Here is a 20152-nt window from a genome sequence, read left to right on the forward strand (position 1 = left end):
TGCAATGATGTTATGATTCTGTTGCTTTTATGTATAAGAACAGGTAAGCCTTGCCATGCCACATTCCTACGATTACGACGCAATAGTTATTGGTTCCGGCCCCGGCGGCGAAGGCGCTGCTATGGGTCTGGTGAAACAGGGAGCCAGAGTAGCGGTCATTGAGCGCTATCATAATGTTGGCGGCGGTTGCACCCACTGGGGCACCATCCCATCGAAAGCCCTCCGCCACGCCGTTAGCCGCATTATTGAATTTAACCAGAACCCTCTTTACAGCGACCACTCCCGACTTCTTCGTTCCTCCTTTGCCGATATCCTGAATCACGCAGACACGGTCATTAACCAGCAGACGCGCATGCGTCAGGGTTTCTATGAGCGCAACCACTGTGAAATTCTGCAAGGTAACGCGCATTTCGTGGATGAACACACCCTGGCGCTGGAGTGCCACGACGGTTCGGTTGAGACGCTCACCGCTGAAAAATTTGTGATCGCCTGCGGTTCACGCCCGTACCATCCGGCAGACGTGGACTTCTCGCACCCGCGCATCTACGACAGCGACTCCATCCTCAGCCTTCACCACGAGCCACGCCATGTGATCATCTATGGCGCGGGCGTGATTGGCTGCGAATATGCGTCGATCTTCCGAGGTATGGAGGTCAAAGTCGATCTCATCAACACCCGCGACCGGCTGCTTGCCTTCCTCGATCAGGAGATGTCAGATTCCCTTTCCTATCATTTCTGGAACAGCGGTGTGGTGATTCGCCACAACGAAGAGTACGAGAAGATCGAAGGCTGCGACGACGGTGTGATCATGCATCTGAAGTCCGGTAAGAAGCTGAAAGCTGACTGCCTGCTGTATGCCAACGGTCGTACCGGCAACACCGATTCACTGCAGCTGGAAAATATCGGGCTTGAGACCGACAGCCGTGGCCAGCTCAAGGTCAACAGCATGTATCAGACCGCGCTGCCGCACGTGTACGCGGTGGGCGACGTGATTGGTTACCCAAGTCTGGCATCAGCCGCTTACGACCAGGGGCGCATTGCCGCTCAGGCGCTGGTGAAAGGCGAAGCAACGGCGCATCTGATCGAAGATATCCCGACGGGTATCTACACCATTCCGGAAATCAGCTCTGTGGGGAAAACCGAGCAGCAGTTGACGGCCATGAAGGTGCCTTACGAGGTGGGTCGTGCGCAGTTTAAACATCTGGCGCGGGCGCAAATCGTGGGGATGAGCGTGGGTACGCTGAAGATTTTGTTCCATCGCGAGACGAAAGAGATCCTCGGGATTCACTGCTTTGGTGAACGTGCCGCGGAAATCATTCATATCGGCCAGGCAATCATGGAGCAAAAAGGTGGCGGCAACACCATCGAGTACTTCGTTAACACCACCTTTAACTACCCGACCATGGCGGAAGCCTATCGGGTAGCTGCGCTGAACGGCTTAAACCGCCTGTTTTAACGCGTTGTCAAAATGGCCATCCATCGCACCACGGATGGCCTCTGCCAGCTGCTCATAGCGGCTGCGCAGCGGTGACCCAGGGCGATAAACCAGACCTATCGTGCGGCGCGGCTCTGGCTTAATACACGGCAGATAAACCACACCATCACGTTGACGCTCGCGCGGCACGGCCAGCGCAGGCAACAGCGTGATGCCGCTTCCCGCCGCCACCATGTTACGCAGCGTTTCCAGGCTGGTTGCGCGGAAATGGGTATCTTCGTCGGCACCTGCTTCGAAGCAGAAGCCCATCGCCTGATCGCGCAGGCAGTGACCATCTTCCAGCATCAGCAGCTTTTCACCGGCCAGATCGGCCATCGGCACGCGATCGCGGTTTGCCCACGGGTGATCTTCATAGATCGCCAGCATCATCGGCTCATCGAACAGCGGTACTTCAATGAAGGCTTCACTCTCTTTGACCAACGCCAGAATCGCGCAGTCGAGCTTGCCGCTGTCTAACTGCGCCAGCAACTGATGGGTTTGCGCTTCATGCAGATACATTTCGAGTTTCGGGAATGTCTGGTGCAGCATTGGAATGATCTGCGGCAACAGGTACGGGCCAACGGTTGGGATCAGGCCAATATGCAGCGGGCCGGACATCGTCTCCCCCTGCTGGCTTGCCATTTCCTTGAGCACTTTGACCTCGCGCAGCACAGTACGCGCCTGATCCACCAGCAACAGACCGGCCTGGGTGAACAGTACCTTACGGCTGGTGCGCTCCAGCAGCATGACGCCCAGCTCATCTTCCAGCTTGCGGATCTGGCCGCTCAGCGTAGGCTGGCTGACGTGGCAGGAATCTGCCGCGCGACGAAAATGGCGGTGCTCGGCTAACGCTACCAGGTATTCAAGATCACGAATATTCATTATTCATCCTCCGTCGCCACGATAGTTCATGGCGATAGATAGCATAGCAACGAACGATTATCCCTATCAAGCATTCTGTTGAATAATACACCACATAGACGAGGCGGCACGTGTTTGACCCTTGACGTCCCCGCACCGTCAGCGAGTTTCTCTCAAAACTCGAACAACTAAAGCCAACGTGAACTTTTGCGGACCCCGTGGTCCGCTTTTTTTTGCGTAAAAAAAGCCCAGCGCTAAGCCAGGCTCCGTTTTTCTCCCTCTCCCTGTGGGAGAGGGCCGGGGTGAGGGCACCAGCCCGCACGGTTTAAACCAACCGATCTTTCGCATCCGCAATCGCCTGCGCCACCTGCTTCGGTGACACGCCGCCTTTCGCGGCACGTTTATCCAGGCAGGACTGCAGCGCCAGAATCGGATACACATCATCCCCGATAACCGCGCTGAATTTTTGCAGATCGGCAAGCGCCAGATCTTCCAGCGGTTTACCCTGACGAATCGCTTCTACCACCGCTTCACCCACGATATGGTGCGCTTCACGGAACGGTACGCCTTTCGCCACCAGGTAATCCGCCAGCTCGGTCGAGTTAGCATAACCCTGTTGCGCCGCTTCCTGGCAGCGCGGACGTTTCACCTGGATGCCGTCCAATACCAGCGCGCCCATGTGCAGACAATCCAGCCAGGTGTCGAGCGCATCGAACAACCCTTCTTTGTCTTCCTGCATATCTTTGTTGTACGCCAGCGGCAGCCCTTTCAGGGTCATCATCATACCGGTCAGCGCGCCCTGCACCCGGCCACACTTGCCGCGGATCAGCTCCAGCGCGTCCGGGTTTTTCTTCTGCGGCATCAGGGAAGAACCTGAGGTCACGCGGTCGGACAGCTCGACGAAGCCCGCTTCGCCAGAGTTAAAGAAGATCAGATCTTCAGCAAAGCGCGACAGGTGCACCATGCCGATAGAGGCATTCGAGAGCAGCTCCAGCACGTGGTCGCGGTCAGAGACGCTGTCCAGACTGTTGCGCGTGGCGGAGGCAAAGCCGAGCCAGCCTGCCAGCTGTTCACGGTCGATTTCATACGCCGTACCGGCCAGCGCGCCGCTGCCCAGCGGGCTGACGTCCAGACGTTTCAGAGTATCCTGCAGACGGCTTTCGTCACGCGCCAGCATCTCAACGTAGGCCAGACACCAGTGCGCAAAGGTTACCGGCTGCGCGCGCTGCAGGTGGGTATAACCCGGCATCACCGCGTCCTGATTGTTCTGCGCGGTTTCCACCAGCGCGCTCTGCAGCTGACGGTTGGCCGCCAGCAGCTCGCTAACGGTATCTTTACACCACAGCTTCAGGTCGGTGGCGACCTGATCGTTACGGCTACGGCCGGTGTGCAGTTTTTTACCCAGCTGGCCGACTTTATCGATGAGTTTGCCTTCCACCCAACTGTGAATATCTTCGGCATCACTCTGCAGGATTTGCTGCGGGTCCAGACGCACCTCTTCGAGCAGGTTATTCAGCGCCTCTTCCAGCTGCAGTTGTTCTTCTGCGGTCAGCACACCAACCGTCACCAGCGCTTTGGACCAGGCCACAGAGCCGACGATATCCTGTTCGGCCAGGCGGTAGTCGAAGCGCAAAGAGTCGTTGAACTGTTTGAACCGTTGATCCGCTGCCTGTGTAAAACGCCCACCCCAAAGTGCCATAACGAATTTCCTTAATGATGATATTTTTGCCCGGTGGCGCTGCGCTTACCGGGCCTACAAATTTCACGTAGGCCGGATAAGCGAAGCGCCATCCGGCACAGAATCTTAAGCCAGAATACGCGTGCCAATCGGCGTGCCGTTAAACAGCGCCGGGAGCTGCTCCGCGTGACGCCAGGAGGCGATATCCACCGGACGGCCAAGCGTGCGCGCCGCATCCAGCGCCGCGTTCACCTTAACGATCATCCCGTCGGTGATAATGCCCTGAGCAATTAACTGCTCGGCTTTCGCGGCGGTCATTTCTGCAATGCGCTGGCCTTTGCCGTCCAGAATGCCGCTCACGTCGGAGAGCAGGATCAGGTCTGCACCCAGCGTTGCCGCCAGTGCGGTGGCCGCCTGGTCCGCGTTCACATTCATCAGCTCGCCCTCTTCGGTCACGCCGATAGAGCTCACCACCGGCAGGAAACCGCCTTCCAGCAGCGTGTTAATCAGCTTAGGCGAACCCGGCTGCGCCAGTCCAACGTGTCCAAGCTCTTCGTCGAGCTGGGTCACTTTTACGCTGTCGCCATCGCCCAGATAGAGGCCAACGGACGCGATATGGTGTTTCTTCGCCCACGCCAGCAGCGTTTTGTTCGCCGTGCCCGCCAGCGCACCGGTAATGATGTCAATCTGGTCAGCAGGTGTGACGCGCAGGCCATTCTTCTTTTTCACCGGCAGATTAAGCCCTTTCATCAGCTCATCCACCACGCAACCGCCGCCGTGAACAATCACCAGCGGACGTTGATGTGATTCGCGATAGTTAACCAGCGCGGTAAACAGACGCTCCAGCGCTTCTTCGCTGTCCAGCAGCACACCACCGAGTTTGATAATTAATGGGTTCATCATCACACCTTAAATAAGAGCCTGCGTTTCAGGGAAGCCGAAACGAATATTTGCACACTGCATTGCCTGCGCGGCAGCGCCTTTGAGTAAGTTATCTTCTGCAGCCACCACAATCAGGTGTTCACCCTGCACGGCAAAGCCGATGTCGCAGAACGGCAGGCCGACCACGTTTTTCAGTGCAGGCACGCCTTTGTCGTACAGACGCACCAGCGGTTTATCCGCATACGCCTGAGTAAAGGCTTCACCAATCTGTTCTTTGGTCACGCCCGCTTTCAGACGGCAGGTGATGGTTTCGAGAATGCCACGCGGGAAGCTGCCCAGGTGTGGCGTAAAAATGACGTCCGCGCCCAGATGGGTCGTAATTTCAGGATGATGACGGTGATTGAATACGCCATAGGGCTGAAGGCTCACTTCGCAGAAGCTGTTGGAGATCGCCGCTTTACGCCCTGCTCCACTCACGCCACTGGTGGCGTTGATCACCGGCCACTGGTTCAGATCCAGCAGGCCCGCGTCGATCAGCGGCTTCAGGGAAAGCTGCGCCGCCGTCGGGTAGCAGCCCGGCACGGCAATCAGATTCGCTTCTTTCAGTTTGTCTGCGCTCCACTCCGCCAGGCCGTAGACCGCTTTTTCAAGCAGTTCCGGGTGCTGATGGGTGAAACCGTAGTATTTTTCATAGAACGCGCCGTCGTTAACGCGGAACGCGCCGGAGAGGTCGAACACCACGCAACCAGCCGCCAGAAACTGCGGTGCCAGGTCGTGGCTGACTTCGTGCGCGGTGGCTAAAAACACCACGTCGACGCCGTCGGTGAACTCGCTGATGTCGGACATTGGCTGCAGCGGCAGGTCAACAATGCCCCTAAGCTGCGGATGCAAATCGGAAATTAACTTTCCTGCATCATTGCTTTGCGCTGACACGGTCAAAGCGGTTATGGTCATATGAGGGTGGCGATTCACGTAGCTTACAAGCTCTGCGCCCGCATAACCGCTAGCGCCTACAATCAGCGTATTCAACATCGGGTTCCTTTATGCTCAACGTTAATGTATTTTTATTCACATTTATTGCATGAATATTGATACTATCACGACCTAAGGTGTGTCAACAATGAAAATGAACTTACCGCCATTTATCGAGATTTACCGCGCCCTGATTGCCACACCGTCTATCAGCGCAACGGAAGAAGCGCTGGATCAGAGCAATGAGTCTTTAATCAATCTGCTGGCGGGTTGGTTTAGCGATCTTGGGTTTAACGTTGAGGTTCAGCCCGTCCCCGGAACACGCAACAAATTTAACCTGCTCGCCAGTACCGGACACGGCGCGGGCGGCCTGCTGCTGGCTGGTCATACCGACACCGTGCCATTTGACGATGGCCGCTGGACGCGCGACCCGTTCACCCTGACCGAGCACGACAACAAGCTCTACGGTCTGGGCACCGCCGACATGAAAGGCTTCTTCGCCTTTATCCTCGATGCGCTGCGTGACGTGGACGTGACAACACTGAAAAAGCCGCTCTACATTCTGGCGACCGCCGATGAAGAGACCAGCATGGCAGGCGCACGCTACTTCTCTGAGAACACGGCGATTCGCCCGGACTGCGCGATCATCGGCGAGCCGACTTCTCTGCAACCGATTCGTGCGCATAAGGGCCATATTTCTACAGCAGTACGCGTGCTCGGACAGTCTGGCCACTCCAGCGATCCGGCGCGTGGTGTGAACGCCATTGAGCTGATGCACGACGCGATCGGCCGCATCATGACCCTGCGCGACTCGCTGAAAGAGCGTTATCACTACGAGGCGTTCACCGTGCCGTATCCGACCCTGAACCTCGGCAGCCTGCACGGCGGCGATGCGTCTAACCGTATCTGCGCCTGCTGCGAACTGCACATGGACATCCGCCCATTGCCGGGCATGACGTTAAGCGATCTGGATGGCTTACTGAACGAAGCGCTGGCCCCGGTGAGCGAACGCTGGCCGGGCCGTCTGACGGTTTCCGAGCTGCATCCGCCTATTCCGGGTTACGAGTGCCCGCCAGATCACCAGCTGGTTGAAGTGGTAGAAAAACTGCTCGGTGAGAAAACCGACGTGGTGAACTACTGCACCGAAGCGCCGTTTATTCAGACTCTGTGCCCGACGCTGGTCCTCGGCCCTGGTTCTATCAATCAGGCGCACCAGCCGGATGAGTATCTGGAAACCCGCTTTATCAAACCAACCCGCGAACTGATCACCCAGGTTGTGCATCACTTCTGCTGGCATTAAAAACGCACCGAACTGTCCCCTCTCCCTGTGGGAGAGGGTTAGGGTGAGGGCAACAAATCGCATGATCTCCGTCACATTCCCATAAGCATCACTTATCTGACGCAATGCGAATTAAATTTCGTAAATTACCTGCATTTATTCGTTTGCTGAACCGTTTTCGCAGCAATTGACGACGGGGGTTTTACGTGGCTTTATAAAGGGAGATGACAAAATAATGTCCAACAGATTTTCGACTGGGCATAAACAAAAATGATGGGGTGACTGGGTTTTTATGAACGAACAATATTCCGCGTTGCGTAGTAATGTCAGTATGCTCGGCAAAGTGCTTGGAGATACCATCAAAGATGCGTTGGGGGAGAATATCCTCGACCGCGTTGAAACTATCCGCAAGCTGTCCAAATCTTCCCGTGCCGGTAACGAGGCCAGTCGTCAGGAACTGCTCACCACGTTGCAAAACCTTTCTAACGACGAGCTGCTGCCTGTCGCCCGCGCGTTCAGCCAGTTCCTGAATCTCGCGAACACCGCTGAGCAATACCACAGCATTTCGCCAAAAGGCGAAGCGGCCAGCAACCCGGAAGTCATTGCCCGCACCCTTCGTAAACTGAAAGACCAGCCAGACCTCAACGAAGCGACCATCAAAAAAGCGGTGGAATCCCTTTCGCTGGAGCTGGTCCTGACCGCGCACCCAACGGAAATCACCCGTCGAACACTGATCCACAAAATGGTGGAAGTGAACAACTGCCTGAAACAGCTGGATAACAAAGACATTGCCGATTACGAACGTAACCAGCTGATGCGCCGTCTGCGCCAGCTGATTGCCCAGTCCTGGCACACCGATGAAATCCGTAAACATCGCCCAAGCCCGGTTGATGAAGCCAAATGGGGCTTTGCGGTGGTGGAAAACAGCCTCTGGGAAGGTATACCAAACTATCTGCGTGAGCTGAACGAACAGCTGGAAGAGAACCTGGGCTACCGCCTGCCGGTTGATTTTGTGCCAGTGCGTTTCACTTCCTGGATGGGCGGCGACCGCGACGGCAACCCAAACGTCACTGCCGAAATTACCCGCCACGTTCTGCTGCTGAGCCGCTGGAAAGCGACCGACCTGTTCCTGAAAGATATTCAGGTACTGATCTCCGAGCTGTCGATGGTGGAAGCCACGCCGGAACTGCGCGAGCTGGCTGGCGAAGAAGGTGCGAGCGAGCCGTATCGCTTCCTGATGAAAAAGCTGCGCGGCCAGCTCATGGCGACTCAGGCCTGGCTGGAAGCGCGTCTGAAAGGCCAGCGCCTGCCGAAGCCGGAAGGTCTGCTGAGCCAGAACGAACAGCTCTGGGAGCCGCTTTACGCCTGTTATAAATCGCTGCAGGCCTGCGGTATGGGCATCATCGCCAACGGTGAACTGCTCGACACCCTGCGCCGCGTGAAGTGTTTCGGCGTGCCGCTGGTGCGTATCGACGTGCGTCAGGAAAGCACCCGTCATACCGAAGCACTGGGCGAACTGACCCGCTATCTCGGCATTGGCGACTATGAAAGCTGGTCCGAAGCCGACAAACAGGCGTTCCTGATCCGCGAGCTGAACTCCAAGCGCCCTCTGCTGCCGCGCAACTGGGAGCCAAGCAACGACACCCGCGAGGTGCTCAACACCTGTAAAGCGATCGTGGATGCGCCGAAAGGATCGGTGGCCGCCTATGTGATCTCCATGGCGAAAACCCCGTCCGACGTGCTGGGCGTTCACCTTCTGCTGAAAGAAGCGGGCATCGACTATGCCCTGCCGGTGGCACCGCTGTTTGAAACGCTCGACGACCTGAACAACGCCAACGACGTCATGACCCAGTTACTGAACATCGACTGGTATCGCGGCTTCATTCAGGGCAAGCAGATGGTGATGATTGGCTATTCCGACTCCGCAAAAGATGCGGGCGTGATGGCGGCATCCTGGGCGCAGTATCAGGCGCAGGACGCGCTGATCAAAACCTGCGAGAAAGCGGGTATCGAGCTGACCCTGTTCCACGGACGCGGTGGCTCAATTGGCCGTGGTGGTGCGCCTGCACACGCAGCGCTGCTGTCACAGCCGCCGGGAAGCCTGAAAGGTGGCCTGCGCGTGACCGAACAGGGCGAGATGATCCGCTTCAAATACGGCCTGCCAGAAGTGACCATCAGCAGCCTGTCGCTCTACACCAGTGCGATCCTGGAAGCGAACCTGCTGCCACCGCCGGAGCCGAAAGCGTCCTGGTGCCGCATCATGGACGAGCTGTCTGACATCTCCTGCGATCTGTACCGCGGCTACGTGCGTGAAAATAAAGATTTCGTGCCTTACTTCCGTTCAGCCACGCCTGAGCAGGAGCTGGGTAAACTGCCGCTGGGTTCACGTCCGGCCAAACGTCGCCCGACCGGTGGCGTCGAGTCTCTGCGTGCCATTCCGTGGATCTTCGCCTGGACGCAAAACCGCCTGATGCTCCCGGCCTGGCTGGGTGCTGGTGCGGCGCTGCAAAAGGTGGTGGAAGACGGCAAACAGAGTGAGCTGGAAACCATGTGCCGCGACTGGCCGTTCTTCTCGACCCGTCTGGGCATGCTGGAGATGGTCTTCTCGAAAGCCGACCTGTGGCTGGCGGAATACTACGATCAGCGCCTGGTGAAACCAGAGCTGTGGGCACTGGGTAAAGAGCTGCGCGAACTGCTGGAAGGCGACATCAAAGTGGTGCTGGATATCGCCAACGACTCACACCTGATGGAAGACCTGCCGTGGATTGCCGAGTCTATCCAGTTGCGTAACGTTTACACCGATCCGCTGAACGTCCTGCAGGCGGAGCTGCTGCACCGTTCCCGTCTGGCGGAAGAGGAAGGTAAAGAGCCAGACCCACGCGTTGAACAGGCGCTGATGGTGACGATTGCGGGCGTTGCGGCGGGTATGCGTAACACCGGCTAAGGCTTCACGCCGGGCGGCGCTGACGCTTGCACAGGCCTACGACAGGTAGGCCGGGTAAGCGCAGCGCCACCCGACAAATTTCGGTAGTCTCCCATGCACCACGATATCACCCGCATTTTGGCTGACCTGGTTAACCGCACGTTACCGCTGCGTCAGATTTATTTCTCAGCCCAGGCCGAGCAGCACCCCCGACCAGCACCCTGCCTCGTTATTACCCTTGATAACCCCTGCGAGGCGTTATTTTCGTCATTCGGACATATCACGCATCCCCCCTCTGACGCCCTGAGCATACACTTCGGTAAGCAGCAGCTGACGCTGCAAATGCACCGCGACAGTTCGCTTGTGGAGCAATTACAGGTTGCCAGGCGCGGCCCGCGAACGGGCGCTTTTCTGCTGCAAACGCTGGCCGAATTACAGATGCAGCCGGATGAGCAAGACACCGCCAGGCTGGTGGTACTGAGCCTTCTCAGCCATTGCCGCGATCTGCTTGGCAGCGACATCCACACCGCCAGCCGCAGCCGCGCGCTGTTTGAAGCCATCCGCAGCTATATCGACGCGCATTATGCTTCACCTCTTACCCGCGAGTCGGTGGCACAGGCATTTTACATTTCACCGAACTATCTTTCTCATCTTTTCCAAAAAACAGGCAACACGGGATTCAACGAATATCTGACGCAGACGCGTCTTGAACATGCCCGGCAATTGCTGAAAAGCTACGATCTTAAAATCAAAGATATTGCCGCGAACTGCGGTTTTGCGGACAGCAACTACTTCTGCCGCCTCTTTCGCAAGCACACTGAACGCTCCCCTTCAGAATACCGCCGCCAGTATCACAGTCAGCTGACCGCCAAAAACTAGCATTGTGATCGCTCTCGCACTTCATTAAGGACATTACATTTGTCCAGTATTTGGCAAAATTGACCTGTATCCGACGCCCGCAGCCCCGCCGTATCCTTGATTCAGACTGACTGACTTAAGGAAAAATAATGGAACTGTATCTGGATACCGCCAACGTCGCGGAAGTTGAACGCCTGGCGCGCATTTTTCCCATTGCGGGTGTCACCACCAATCCGAGCATCATCGCCGCCAGCCGTGAATCCCTCTGGGACGTGCTGCCGCGCCTGCAACAGGCCATCGGACCGGAAGGTACGCTGTTTGCCCAGACCATGAGCCGTGATGCGGAGGGGATGGTGGCGGAGGCCAAACGTCTCAGCAACACCATCCCGGATATCGTGGTGAAAATCCCGGTCACCGCTGAGGGGCTGATTGCAATTAACGCGTTGAAAAAAGAAGGCATCACGACGCTGGGCACCGCCGTTTACAGCGCCGCTCAGGGCCTACTGGCCGCGCTGGCCGGTGCGAAATATGTCGCGCCGTATGTGAACCGTGTCGACGCGCAAGGTGGTGATGGCATTCGCATGGTGCAGGAGCTGCAATCCCTGCTGGAACTGCATGCGCCAGAGAGCATGGTGCTGGCCGCCAGCTTCAAAACACCACGTCAGGCGCTGGACTGCCTGCTCGCCGGATGTGACGCAATCACGCTTCCTTTAGATGTAGCGCAACAAATGCTCAACACTCCGGCGGTAGAGTCAGCCATAGAGAAGTTCGAGCAAGACTGGAAAAACGCGTTTGGTAACCTCAACCTCTAAGGGAGGAATGTTATGGACCGTATCATTCAATCGCCTGGGAAATATATCCAGGGTGCTGATGTTCTCACTCGTCTCGGCGACTATCTGAAACCACTGGCGAATCGCTGGCTGGTTGTTGGCGATAAATTTGTGCTGGGTTTCGCAGAAGAAACCCTGCGTCAAAGTTTCAAACAGGCAGAACTGCATGTCGAAATCGCACCGTTTGGCGGCGAATGTTCACAAAACGAAATCGATCGTCTGAAAAAACTGGCCGACAGTGCCGACTGCACGGCAGTGCTGGGTATCGGCGGCGGTAAAACGCTGGATACCGCCAAAGCGCTGGCGCACTTTATGGGCGTGCCGGTCGCCATTGCCCCGACCATCGCCTCTACCGACGCACCGTGCAGCGCCCTTTCCGTGATTTACACCGACAGCGGCGAATTCGACCGCTATCTGATGCTGCCGCACAACCCGAACATGGTCATCGTCGACACCAAAGTGGTGGCGGGCGCACCTGCACGTCTGCTGGCTGCGGGGATTGGCGATGCGCTGGCAACCTGGTTCGAAGCACGCGCCTGTTCACGCAGCGGTGCGACAACCATGGCCGGAGGGAAATGCACGCAGGCGGCGTTAGCGCTGGCGGAGCTGTGCTACAACACCCTGGTTGAAGAAGGTGAAAAAGCGATGCTGGCAGCGGAACAGCACGTGGTGACGCCGGCTCTGGAACGCATTATCGAAGCAAATACCTATCTCAGCGGCGTCGGGTTTGAAAGCGGTGGCCTGGCGGCGGCGCATGCTATCCACAATGGTATGACGGCAGTGCCGGATGCACACTCTTTCTATCACGGTGAAAAAGTGGCGTTCGGTACGCTGACGCAACTGGTGCTGGAAAACGCGCCGGTAGAAGAAATCGAAACCGTCGCAGCGCTTTGCCATAGCGTTGGGCTGCCCATCACGCTGGCACAGCTGAACATTAAAGAGGATATTCCAGCCAAAATGCGTCTGATTGCCGAAGCATCCTGCGCAGAAGGCGAAACCATTCACAACATGCCGGGCGGCGTGTCGCCGGATCAGGTTTACGCGGCGCTACTGGTTGCCGACCAGTATGGACAGCGCTTCCTTCAGGAGTGGGAGTAACGAAAAAGCCGGGTGGCGGCTACGCCTTACCCGGCCTGCAAATTAAGGTGCCTGTAGGCCGGGTAAGCGCAGCGCCACCCGGCACAATGGCTACTTCAGATCAAACCGATCCAAATCCATCACTTTCGCCCAGGCTGCAACGAAGTCACGGACGAACTTCTCGCTGGCATCGCTGCTGGCATAAACTTCAGCCAGCGCACGCAGGACGGCGTTAGAACCGAATACCAGATCGGCGCGGGTGGCGGTGTATTTCACTTCACCGCTGGCGCGGTCGCTACCGGCAAACAGTTCGTTAGACTCGTCTGTCGCTTTCCACACGGTATTCATGTCCAGCAGGTTGACGAAGAAGTCGTTGCTGAGCACGCCCTCACGGTTGGTGAACACGCCATTTTTGCTGCCATCAAAGTTCGTACCCAGTACGCGAAGGCCACCGATCAGCACCGTCAGTTCTGGCGCGGTCAGCGTCAGCTGCTGGGCTTTATCGATCAGCAGTGATTCGGTCGTGGACACATCCACCTGCGCACGGTAGTTACGGAAGCCGTCAGCAATCGGTTCGAGCAGGTTAAACATCTCGATATCCGTCTGGTCCTGACGCGCATCCACGCGGCCTGGGCTGAACGGTACGTTGACGTAAACGCCTGCCGCTTTCGCCGCCTGCTCAACACCAACCACACCCGCCAGCACGATGATATCGGCCAGTGAGGCTTTGTTGGTGGTGCGTTGAATGGCTTCCAGAGCCGGTAAAGCGCGAACCGCTGCGGCGTTAACATCCCAATCGCGCTGCGGGGCCAACGCCAGACGTGCACCGTTGGCACCACCACGCTTATCGCCACCGCGGAAGGTCGAGGCTGACGCCCAGGCCACGGAAACCAGTTCGCTCACGGAGAGGCCCGATGCCGCGATTTCCGCTTTCAGGCTTTCAATGTCTTCTTTCGAAGGGTTGAACACCGGCTGTGGCAGCGGGTCCTGCCAGATCAGATCTTCTTTCGGCACTTCCGGGCCAATATACCGCGCTTTTGGCCCCATATCGCGGTGGGTCAGTTTGAACCAGGCGCGAGCGAAGGCTTCATTAAATGCCTGCGGATCGTTCAGGAAGCGGCGAGAGATTTTCTCGAACTCTGGATCGAAACGCAGCGTCAGGTCGGTGACCAGCATGGTTGGCTTGCGTTTTTTCGACGGGTCGAACGGATCGGGCATAATTTCCGGTGCATCCACCGCTTCAAACTGAATAGCGCCCGCCGGGCTGCGGGTCTGCACCCACTCGTATTTGAACAGGTTCTCGAAGAAGTAGTTGCTCCACTGAGTAGGCGTTTGCGACCAGATAACTTCCAGCCCGGAGGTGATGGCGTCTGCGCCAATACCGGTGCCGTGTGTGCTGGCCCAGCCCAGACCCTGCGCTTCGATTGGTGAGGCTTCCGGGTCGGTTCCTACGTGGGTTGCTTCCCCTGCGCCGTGGGTTTTACCGAGCGTATGTCCGCCGGCAATCAACGCGACGGTTTCTTCGTCGTTCATCCCCATGTTACCGAAGGTGGCACGAATGGCCGCCGCCGCAGACAGCGGCTCGCCGCTGGCGTTTGGCCCTTCCGGGTTGACGTAAATCAGCCCCATTTCGGTCGCAGCTAATGGACGTTTCGCCAGCGCTTCCGGATCACGGTGGGTCAGCCAGGCTTTCTCGTCGCCCCAGTTCACGTCCAGATCCGGTTCCCAGACGTCTTCACGTCCGGCACCAAAACCAAAGGTGCGGAAGCCGGAGTTTTCCAGCGCCACGTTACCCGCGAGGATAAACAGGTCAGCCCAGGAGATTTTCTGTCCGTATTTTTGCTTGATCGGCCACAGCAAACGACGCGCTTTATCCAGGCTGACGTTATCAGGCCAGGAGTTGAGCGGTGCAAAGCGCTGTTGACCACGCCCTGCGCCGCCGCGTCCGTCAACCGAACGGTAGGTGCCCGCGCCGTGCCAGGCCATGCGGATAAACAGGCCCGCATAGCTGCCCCAGTCGGCAGGCCACCACGGTTGAGAGTCGGTCAGGAGTGCTTTGAGATCGCCCTTCAGGGCAGAGTAATCAAGTTTGCTAAATTCTTTGCGGTAGTCGAAGTCTTCGCCCAGCGGGTTCGAACGATTTGAATGTTGGTTAAGTAGATCAATGCGGAGTTGTTTAGGCCACCACTCTTTACTGCCAGTGCCTGCACCCGCGCTATGATCGACGCCGCCCTGATGGAACGGGCATTTGCCGATAGATGACGCTTTATTGGTATCGTCTGACGTGCTCATCGCTATGCTCCCTTTACAGTGTTCCCGTTACGATATACACCACCAGCGATTAGAGATAGTTGAATTAATCCACAGATTCGATAGTTAATACCTTTTAACGATGCGTTTGATTAAAAAGCCCTCACTTTGTGAGGGCTTTATGGTTACAGCGCCGGTCGAACACCGAGCGTGTGGCAGATGGCGTAGCTCATTTCCGCGCGGTTCAGCGTATAGAAGTGGAAATCTTTTACCCCTTCACGACTTAAAATCTTCACCATATCCATGGCGATATTGGCACCGACCAGCTTGCGGGTTTCCGGGTCATCATCCAGCCCTTCGTACATTTTGGACATCCACAGCGGAATGCGCACGTTGGTCATGTCAGCGAATTTCTTCGCCTGTTTGAAGTTAGACACTGGCAAAATGCCTGGGATAATTTCGACGTCAATGCCTGCGGAAACGCAACGGTCACGAAAACGCAGATAGCTTTCAACATCGAAGAAAAATTGCGTGATGGCACGGTTCGCACCGGCATCCACTTTGCGCTTCAGGTTGAGCAGATCCGCCTGCGCGCTTTTCGCTTCCGGGTGAACTTCAGGGTAAGCCGCAACGGAAATATCAAAATCCGCCACCTCTTTCAGCAGCGCGACCAGGTCGGTGGCGTACATGTCCGGCTTACCGCTGCCCGGCGGCAGGTCGCCGCGCAGGGCAACTATGTGGCGGATGCCGTTATTCCAGTAGTCCTGGGCGATGGCACGCAGTTCGTCGCGGGTCGCGTCGATACAGGTCAGGTGCGGAGCCGCTTCCAGACCGGTGCGATCTTTGATGCCTTTAATGATGCTGTGCGTGCGGTCACGCTCACCGGAGTTGGCACCGTAGGTTACGGAGACAAACTTCGGTTTCAGGCTGCTCAGGCGATCGATAGAGCTCCACAGGGTTTGCTCCATTTCACTGGTGCGCGGCGGGAAAAATTCAAAAGAGACGTTAATCTGACCGTTTACTTCGGCCAGGCTCTGATTCAGGGCTTCCCGCTGGTTGGCGTGAAAAAAGCTCATACCTTACCTCTATCAATCGCATGTCGTTGTTTGTTGTATTGTGAACTTCTATACGTTTAGACGTCCAGATGTAAAAATGACGGAAAAGCGGAGTGACGTCAACAGAAATAATCAACAATAACGGTGAGGAATGCTCAGGGAAGATGAAGGAAGTTCATGATGAGGGGGTGAGGACGGTCTGATGCCCTCACCCCGCCCCTCTCCCACAGGGAGAGGGAAATGCAGACGTTACAGCAGCTTAGCCAGACGGTTGATATCGGACTGGATCGCCCCGGCGGTAACATCGCGCCCGGCTCCCGGCCCGCGGATCACCAGCGGGTTATCGCGATACCAGCGACTTTCGATGGCAAAAACGTTGTCGCACGGCAGTAACGCCGCCAGCGGATGTTCAGGACGCACCGCTTCCACACCCACGCGTGCCTTACCGTTCGCCTCAAAACGCGCCACGTAGCGAAGCACCAGCCCCATTTCGTTTGCCGCTTCCAGGCGTTGCACCATCTGGTCGTTCAGTTCATCACCGTTTTCGAAGAAGTGGTCAACAGACCCCTCTTCACAACCCGCAGGCACCAGTGATTCGACGCGCACCTGGCCTGGTTCAATGTCATAACCCGCTTCACGCGCCAGGATCACCAGCTTACGCATCACGTCTTTACCGGCGAGATCAACGCGCGGATCGGGCTCGGTTAAGCCCTGCTGCCACGCCTGATCCACCAGGTCGGTGAACGGAACGGTGCCATCGAACTGCAGGAACAGCCAGGAAAGCGTGCCGGAGAAGATACCGCTCAGCGCCAGAATGCTGTCACCGCTTTCAATCAGGTCGCGCACGGTATGGTTAACCGGCAGGCCCGCGCCGACGGTGGCGTTATAGAGCCAGTGACGACCGGTTTTTTCGAACGCGTCGTGGATCTGACGGTATTTATCAGTGCTGCTCGCCCCCGCCAGCTTGTTAGCGCTGATGACGTGGAAGCCGTGGCTGGCGAAATCAAGATACTGATCGGCAAGCTGCTCGCTGGCGGTGACGTCCAGAACAACCAGATCGTCATACGGGTGCGCGCGCATCCACAGGAACAGCGACTCTTCATCCTGCTCGACCGCTTCATCATTAAAGAACGCAAGGGCACGGCTGGCATCCAGCCCTTCGTAATTCAGCAGGCTGCGACGGCTGTCCACCACGCCTGCAAGAATAAATTCAAAGCCAGTACGCGCCGAAAGCGTAACTTGCTCGCGCGCAAATAGCTCCAGCCAGCGGGAACCAATATTTCCTTTCCCGAACAGCACCAGGCCGATGCGTTTTTCCGCGCGGAACAGGGAGGTGTGCAGCCCCTGGATCAGACTTTCGGTTGGCCCTTTACGCAGCACGGCCACCAGGCTGATACCCTCTTCCGACTGCCAGGTAAACTCAACCGGCTGGCCTTTCAGCTGCTGCCAGAAGCGGTGGCAGTGCAGCGGGTTACGGGTGACGCCCGCGCCCACCATCGCTACCAGCGCCAGCCCCTGACGCAGACGAAGCTCGCCCGGCAGGCCCGCTTCATCCAGAATTTTCAGCGCACTGTCCGCCACTTCAGCGGTATAGCAGAACTGCAACAGCTGACGGTCATTGTGAACGCCAACAGCAAGCGGACGAACCTGCGCACGCTTCAGGACCAGGTCGATCTCTTTATGCGCCAGTTTGAAATCCTGGCCCGCAGGTACCTGGAACTCAATCAGGCAGATGTCGTCGTGGCTGGTGACAATGCGCGCGCCCGTACCGGAGGCCAGCACGCGCTCAATGCGCGTAGAGCCCTGGTCCGGCGTATAGCTGCAGCGCAACTGCAGGTCGATATCGCTACCAGAAACCGGCTGAAGTGTACGCGCATGCAGAACCGGTGCCGCCAGACGTGCCAGCTCGCTGGCCTCGTCCAGACGCAGCAGCGGCAGCAGGCAGGCATCTTTCACCTTGCGCGGGTCCGCGCTGTAGACACCGGCCACATCGCTCCAGATGGTGACGCGGGAAACACCCGCCAGCGCACCGATTTGCGTCGCCGAGTAGTCCGAGCCGTTACGCCCCAGCAGCACGGTTTCGCCCGCGTTATTGCGGCTGATAAAGCCGGTCACTACAATGCGTTTGCCCGGATGCTGCACCAACAGTTGCTGGAGCAGCGGGTAAGACAAGCCTTCATCCACCTGTGGCTGCGCGGCGCGCTCGGCACGCAGGAAATCACGCGCGTCGAGCCAGGCGGCTTCAACACCCAGATTTTGCAGAACAGCGGCCATCAAACGCGCAGACCACACTTCACCGTGACCGACCACCTCAGCATACACCGCGTCGGTAATGCCGCTGTCGAGCAATGCAGCCAGACGCTCAAGGTCGTGCGTGAAGGCGCTGATCAGCCCGTCCGCCACCTCTGGTGGCAGCAGGCCGGCAATCAGCTCGCTCTGGTAACGACGCAAAGACTGTTGCACCTGATGCGCAGAAAGGCGATCGGTCTGGCTCAGTTTCAGCCAGCTAATCAACTGGTTGGTGGTGCTGCCCGCCGCAGAGACAACCATCATGTCACCCGGCTGTGAATACTCGGTCATGATCCCCGCGACACGCAGGTAACACTTCACATCAGCAAGACTACTACCACCAAACTTGTGCAGTTGACGACCCTTCGCCCCTGCCTGCGCTATCACACTCATGATTACCCCTTGGCTGCGACCCGGAAGCCATTTTCCAGATCGGCAATTAAATCTTCAGAATCTTCAATACCGGTTGAGATACGCAGCAGCGTCTCAGAGATCCCGGCAGCGGCACGTGCTTCCGGTGCCATACCTGCGTGCGTCATGGTCGCGGCGTGGGAGATTAAACTTTCAACCCCACCTAATGATTCCGCCAGCGTAAACAGCGACAACCCGCTCAGGAAGCGACGCAGCGTTTGCTCGTCACCGTCCAGTTCAAAACTTAACATCGCGCCAAAGCCCTTCTGTTGACGCGCGGCAATCTCGTGCCCCTGATTTTCCGGCAGCGACGGGTGATAGAGCTTCTTCACCAGCGGCTGGGTTTTCAGGAAATCGACAATCGCCTGGGCATTGCGCTGCGCGACGTCCATACGCGGCGACAGCGTGCGAATGCCGCGTAACAGCAGGTAACTGTCGAAGGCCCCCGCCGTGACGCCAATGTTATTGGCCCACCATGCCAGTTCGGTGACAACGTCGGGATCTTTTGCAATCACCACGCCTGCCACCACGTCAGAATGGCCGTTCAGATATTTAGTGCATGAATGCAATACAAGATCTGCACCCAGTGCCAGTGGGTTCTGAAGGGCCGGACTGAGGAACGTATTATCCACTACACTTATCGCTCCCGCATCCCTTGCGAGCTGACAAATTTTCGCAATATCGACCACGCGCAACAATGGATTGCTTGGACTTTCCACCAGAACCAGCTTCGGCCGCTCTGCCAGCGCCTGTTTTAGCGCCTGCTCGTCGTTTTGATCGACAAACAACACACGGTAACAGCCACGCTTTGCCAGGCTATCAAACAGACGATAGCTGCCGCCATAACAGTCGTGCGGGGCAACCAGCAGATCGCCAGGTTTCAGGAACACCGTGGTCACCAGGTGAATGGCGGACATCCCGGTATTGGTTAACACCGCGCCTGCGCCGCCCTCCAGCTCCGCCAGCGCGCGCTGGGTGACATCACGCGTAGGGTTGCCACGCCGCGAGTAGTCATGCGCGCGGGGTTCATTAAATCCGGTGAAATTATAGGTACTGGAAAGATGAATCGGCGGGACAACGCAGCCGTACTGCTCGTCATCATTCAATCCGCTACGCACTGCGATAGTGGCCTGTTTACGCGTCATGGTGAGGGCTTCCTGGCGATTGAGGTGAAAAGTCAGGCACCAGAGTAAACATTGAAAGTATGGACGTCAATACATCTGGACATCTAAACTTCTTTGCGTATAGATTGAGCAATGCGCAAATAGCCGTTAAAATTATATGCTTTAGTGCACGCTGCAGCGGCAATATCC

At 57.2% G+C, this 20152-nt stretch carries 14 protein-coding genes; 6 read left to right on the top strand and 8 right to left on the bottom strand.

Features of this window, described 5'->3' with window-relative positions; all coding sequences use genetic code 11:
• Nucleotides 1-55: 55 nt before the first annotated feature.
• Nucleotides 56-1456 carry a Si-specific NAD(P)(+) transhydrogenase gene (gene sthA, locus ABGB15_RS20780; protein WP_003862057.1) on the top strand — a complete coding sequence of 467 codons (1401 nt, stop codon included), beginning with the start codon at nucleotides 56-58 and terminating at the stop codon, nucleotides 1454-1456.
• Here sthA and oxyR read toward each other — a convergent pair.
• The 4 genes from oxyR to argC form a co-directional block, all read right to left on the bottom strand.
• Complete coding sequence (oxyR, locus tag ABGB15_RS20785) at nucleotides 1439-2356, bottom strand: DNA-binding transcriptional regulator OxyR (RefSeq protein WP_152082925.1); 918 nt, start codon at nucleotides 2354-2356, stop codon at nucleotides 1439-1441. The genes sthA and oxyR overlap by 18 nt on opposite strands.
• Before the next feature lie 304 nt (nucleotides 2357-2660).
• A complete protein-coding gene (gene argH / locus ABGB15_RS20790) occupies nucleotides 2661-4034 on the bottom strand; it encodes an argininosuccinate lyase (protein ID WP_215723737.1) in 1374 nt (457 codons plus the stop codon).
• Nucleotides 4035-4139: 105 nt separating this feature from the next.
• Complete coding sequence (gene argB, locus ABGB15_RS20795) at nucleotides 4140-4916, bottom strand: acetylglutamate kinase (RefSeq protein ID WP_098946274.1); 777 nt, start codon at nucleotides 4914-4916, stop codon at nucleotides 4140-4142.
• 6 nt (nucleotides 4917-4922) lie between these two features.
• Complete coding sequence (argC, locus tag ABGB15_RS20800; RefSeq protein ID WP_215723738.1) at nucleotides 4923-5927, bottom strand: N-acetyl-gamma-glutamyl-phosphate reductase; 1005 nt, start codon at nucleotides 5925-5927, stop codon at nucleotides 4923-4925.
• A gap of 88 nt (nucleotides 5928-6015) precedes the next feature.
• On the opposite strand from argC, the gene argE reads away from it, so the two are divergent.
• From argE to ABGB15_RS20825, 5 genes are all read left to right on the top strand, one after another.
• Nucleotides 6016-7167: an acetylornithine deacetylase gene (argE, locus tag ABGB15_RS20805; protein WP_152082922.1), complete on the top strand. Its 1152-nt coding sequence runs from the start codon at nucleotides 6016-6018 to the stop codon at nucleotides 7165-7167.
• Nucleotides 7168-7438: 271 nt separating this feature from the next.
• Nucleotides 7439-10090 (top strand): phosphoenolpyruvate carboxylase, encoded by a 2652-nt coding sequence (gene ppc, locus ABGB15_RS20810; RefSeq protein ID WP_152082921.1) that lies wholly within the window; start codon nucleotides 7439-7441, stop codon nucleotides 10088-10090.
• Between the two features lie 93 nt (nucleotides 10091-10183).
• On the top strand, nucleotides 10184-10948 hold the full coding sequence (locus ABGB15_RS20815; RefSeq protein WP_215723739.1) for an AraC family transcriptional regulator: 765 nt from the start codon (nucleotides 10184-10186) through the stop codon (nucleotides 10946-10948).
• A 128-nt stretch (nucleotides 10949-11076) separates the two neighbouring features.
• A complete protein-coding gene (fsa, locus tag ABGB15_RS20820) occupies nucleotides 11077-11739 on the top strand; it encodes a fructose-6-phosphate aldolase (RefSeq protein ID WP_215723740.1) in 663 nt (220 codons plus the stop codon).
• Between the two features lie 12 nt (nucleotides 11740-11751).
• Nucleotides 11752-12855 (top strand): glycerol dehydrogenase, encoded by a 1104-nt coding sequence (locus ABGB15_RS20825; protein ID WP_215723741.1) that lies wholly within the window; start codon nucleotides 11752-11754, stop codon nucleotides 12853-12855.
• Between the two features lie 90 nt (nucleotides 12856-12945).
• On the opposite strand, the gene katG is transcribed toward ABGB15_RS20825, so the two are convergent.
• The 4 genes from katG to metB form a co-directional block, all read right to left on the bottom strand.
• On the bottom strand, nucleotides 12946-15126 hold the full coding sequence (katG, locus tag ABGB15_RS20830) for a catalase/peroxidase HPI (protein ID WP_152082917.1): 2181 nt from the start codon (nucleotides 15124-15126) through the stop codon (nucleotides 12946-12948).
• 143 nt (nucleotides 15127-15269) lie between these two features.
• The gene (gene metF / locus ABGB15_RS20835) at nucleotides 15270-16160 is read right to left on the bottom strand and encodes a methylenetetrahydrofolate reductase (protein ID WP_152082916.1); all 891 of its coding nucleotides are present in this window, start codon (nucleotides 16158-16160) and stop codon (nucleotides 15270-15272) included.
• Nucleotides 16161-16388: 228 nt separating this feature from the next.
• On the bottom strand, nucleotides 16389-18821 hold the full coding sequence (locus tag ABGB15_RS20840) for a bifunctional aspartate kinase/homoserine dehydrogenase II (protein ID WP_215723742.1): 2433 nt from the start codon (nucleotides 18819-18821) through the stop codon (nucleotides 16389-16391).
• 2 nt (nucleotides 18822-18823) lie between these two features.
• Nucleotides 18824-19984, bottom strand: coding sequence for a cystathionine gamma-synthase (gene metB, locus ABGB15_RS20845; protein ID WP_126304437.1), 1161 nt, complete (start codon nucleotides 19982-19984; stop codon nucleotides 18824-18826).
• Nucleotides 19985-20152: the final 168 nt, after the last annotated feature.

The sequence above is a fragment of the Enterobacter sp. MALB-1 genome (assembly GCF_041021625.1).
Classification (GTDB): domain Bacteria; phylum Pseudomonadota; class Gammaproteobacteria; order Enterobacterales; family Enterobacteriaceae; genus Enterobacter; species Enterobacter oligotrophicus.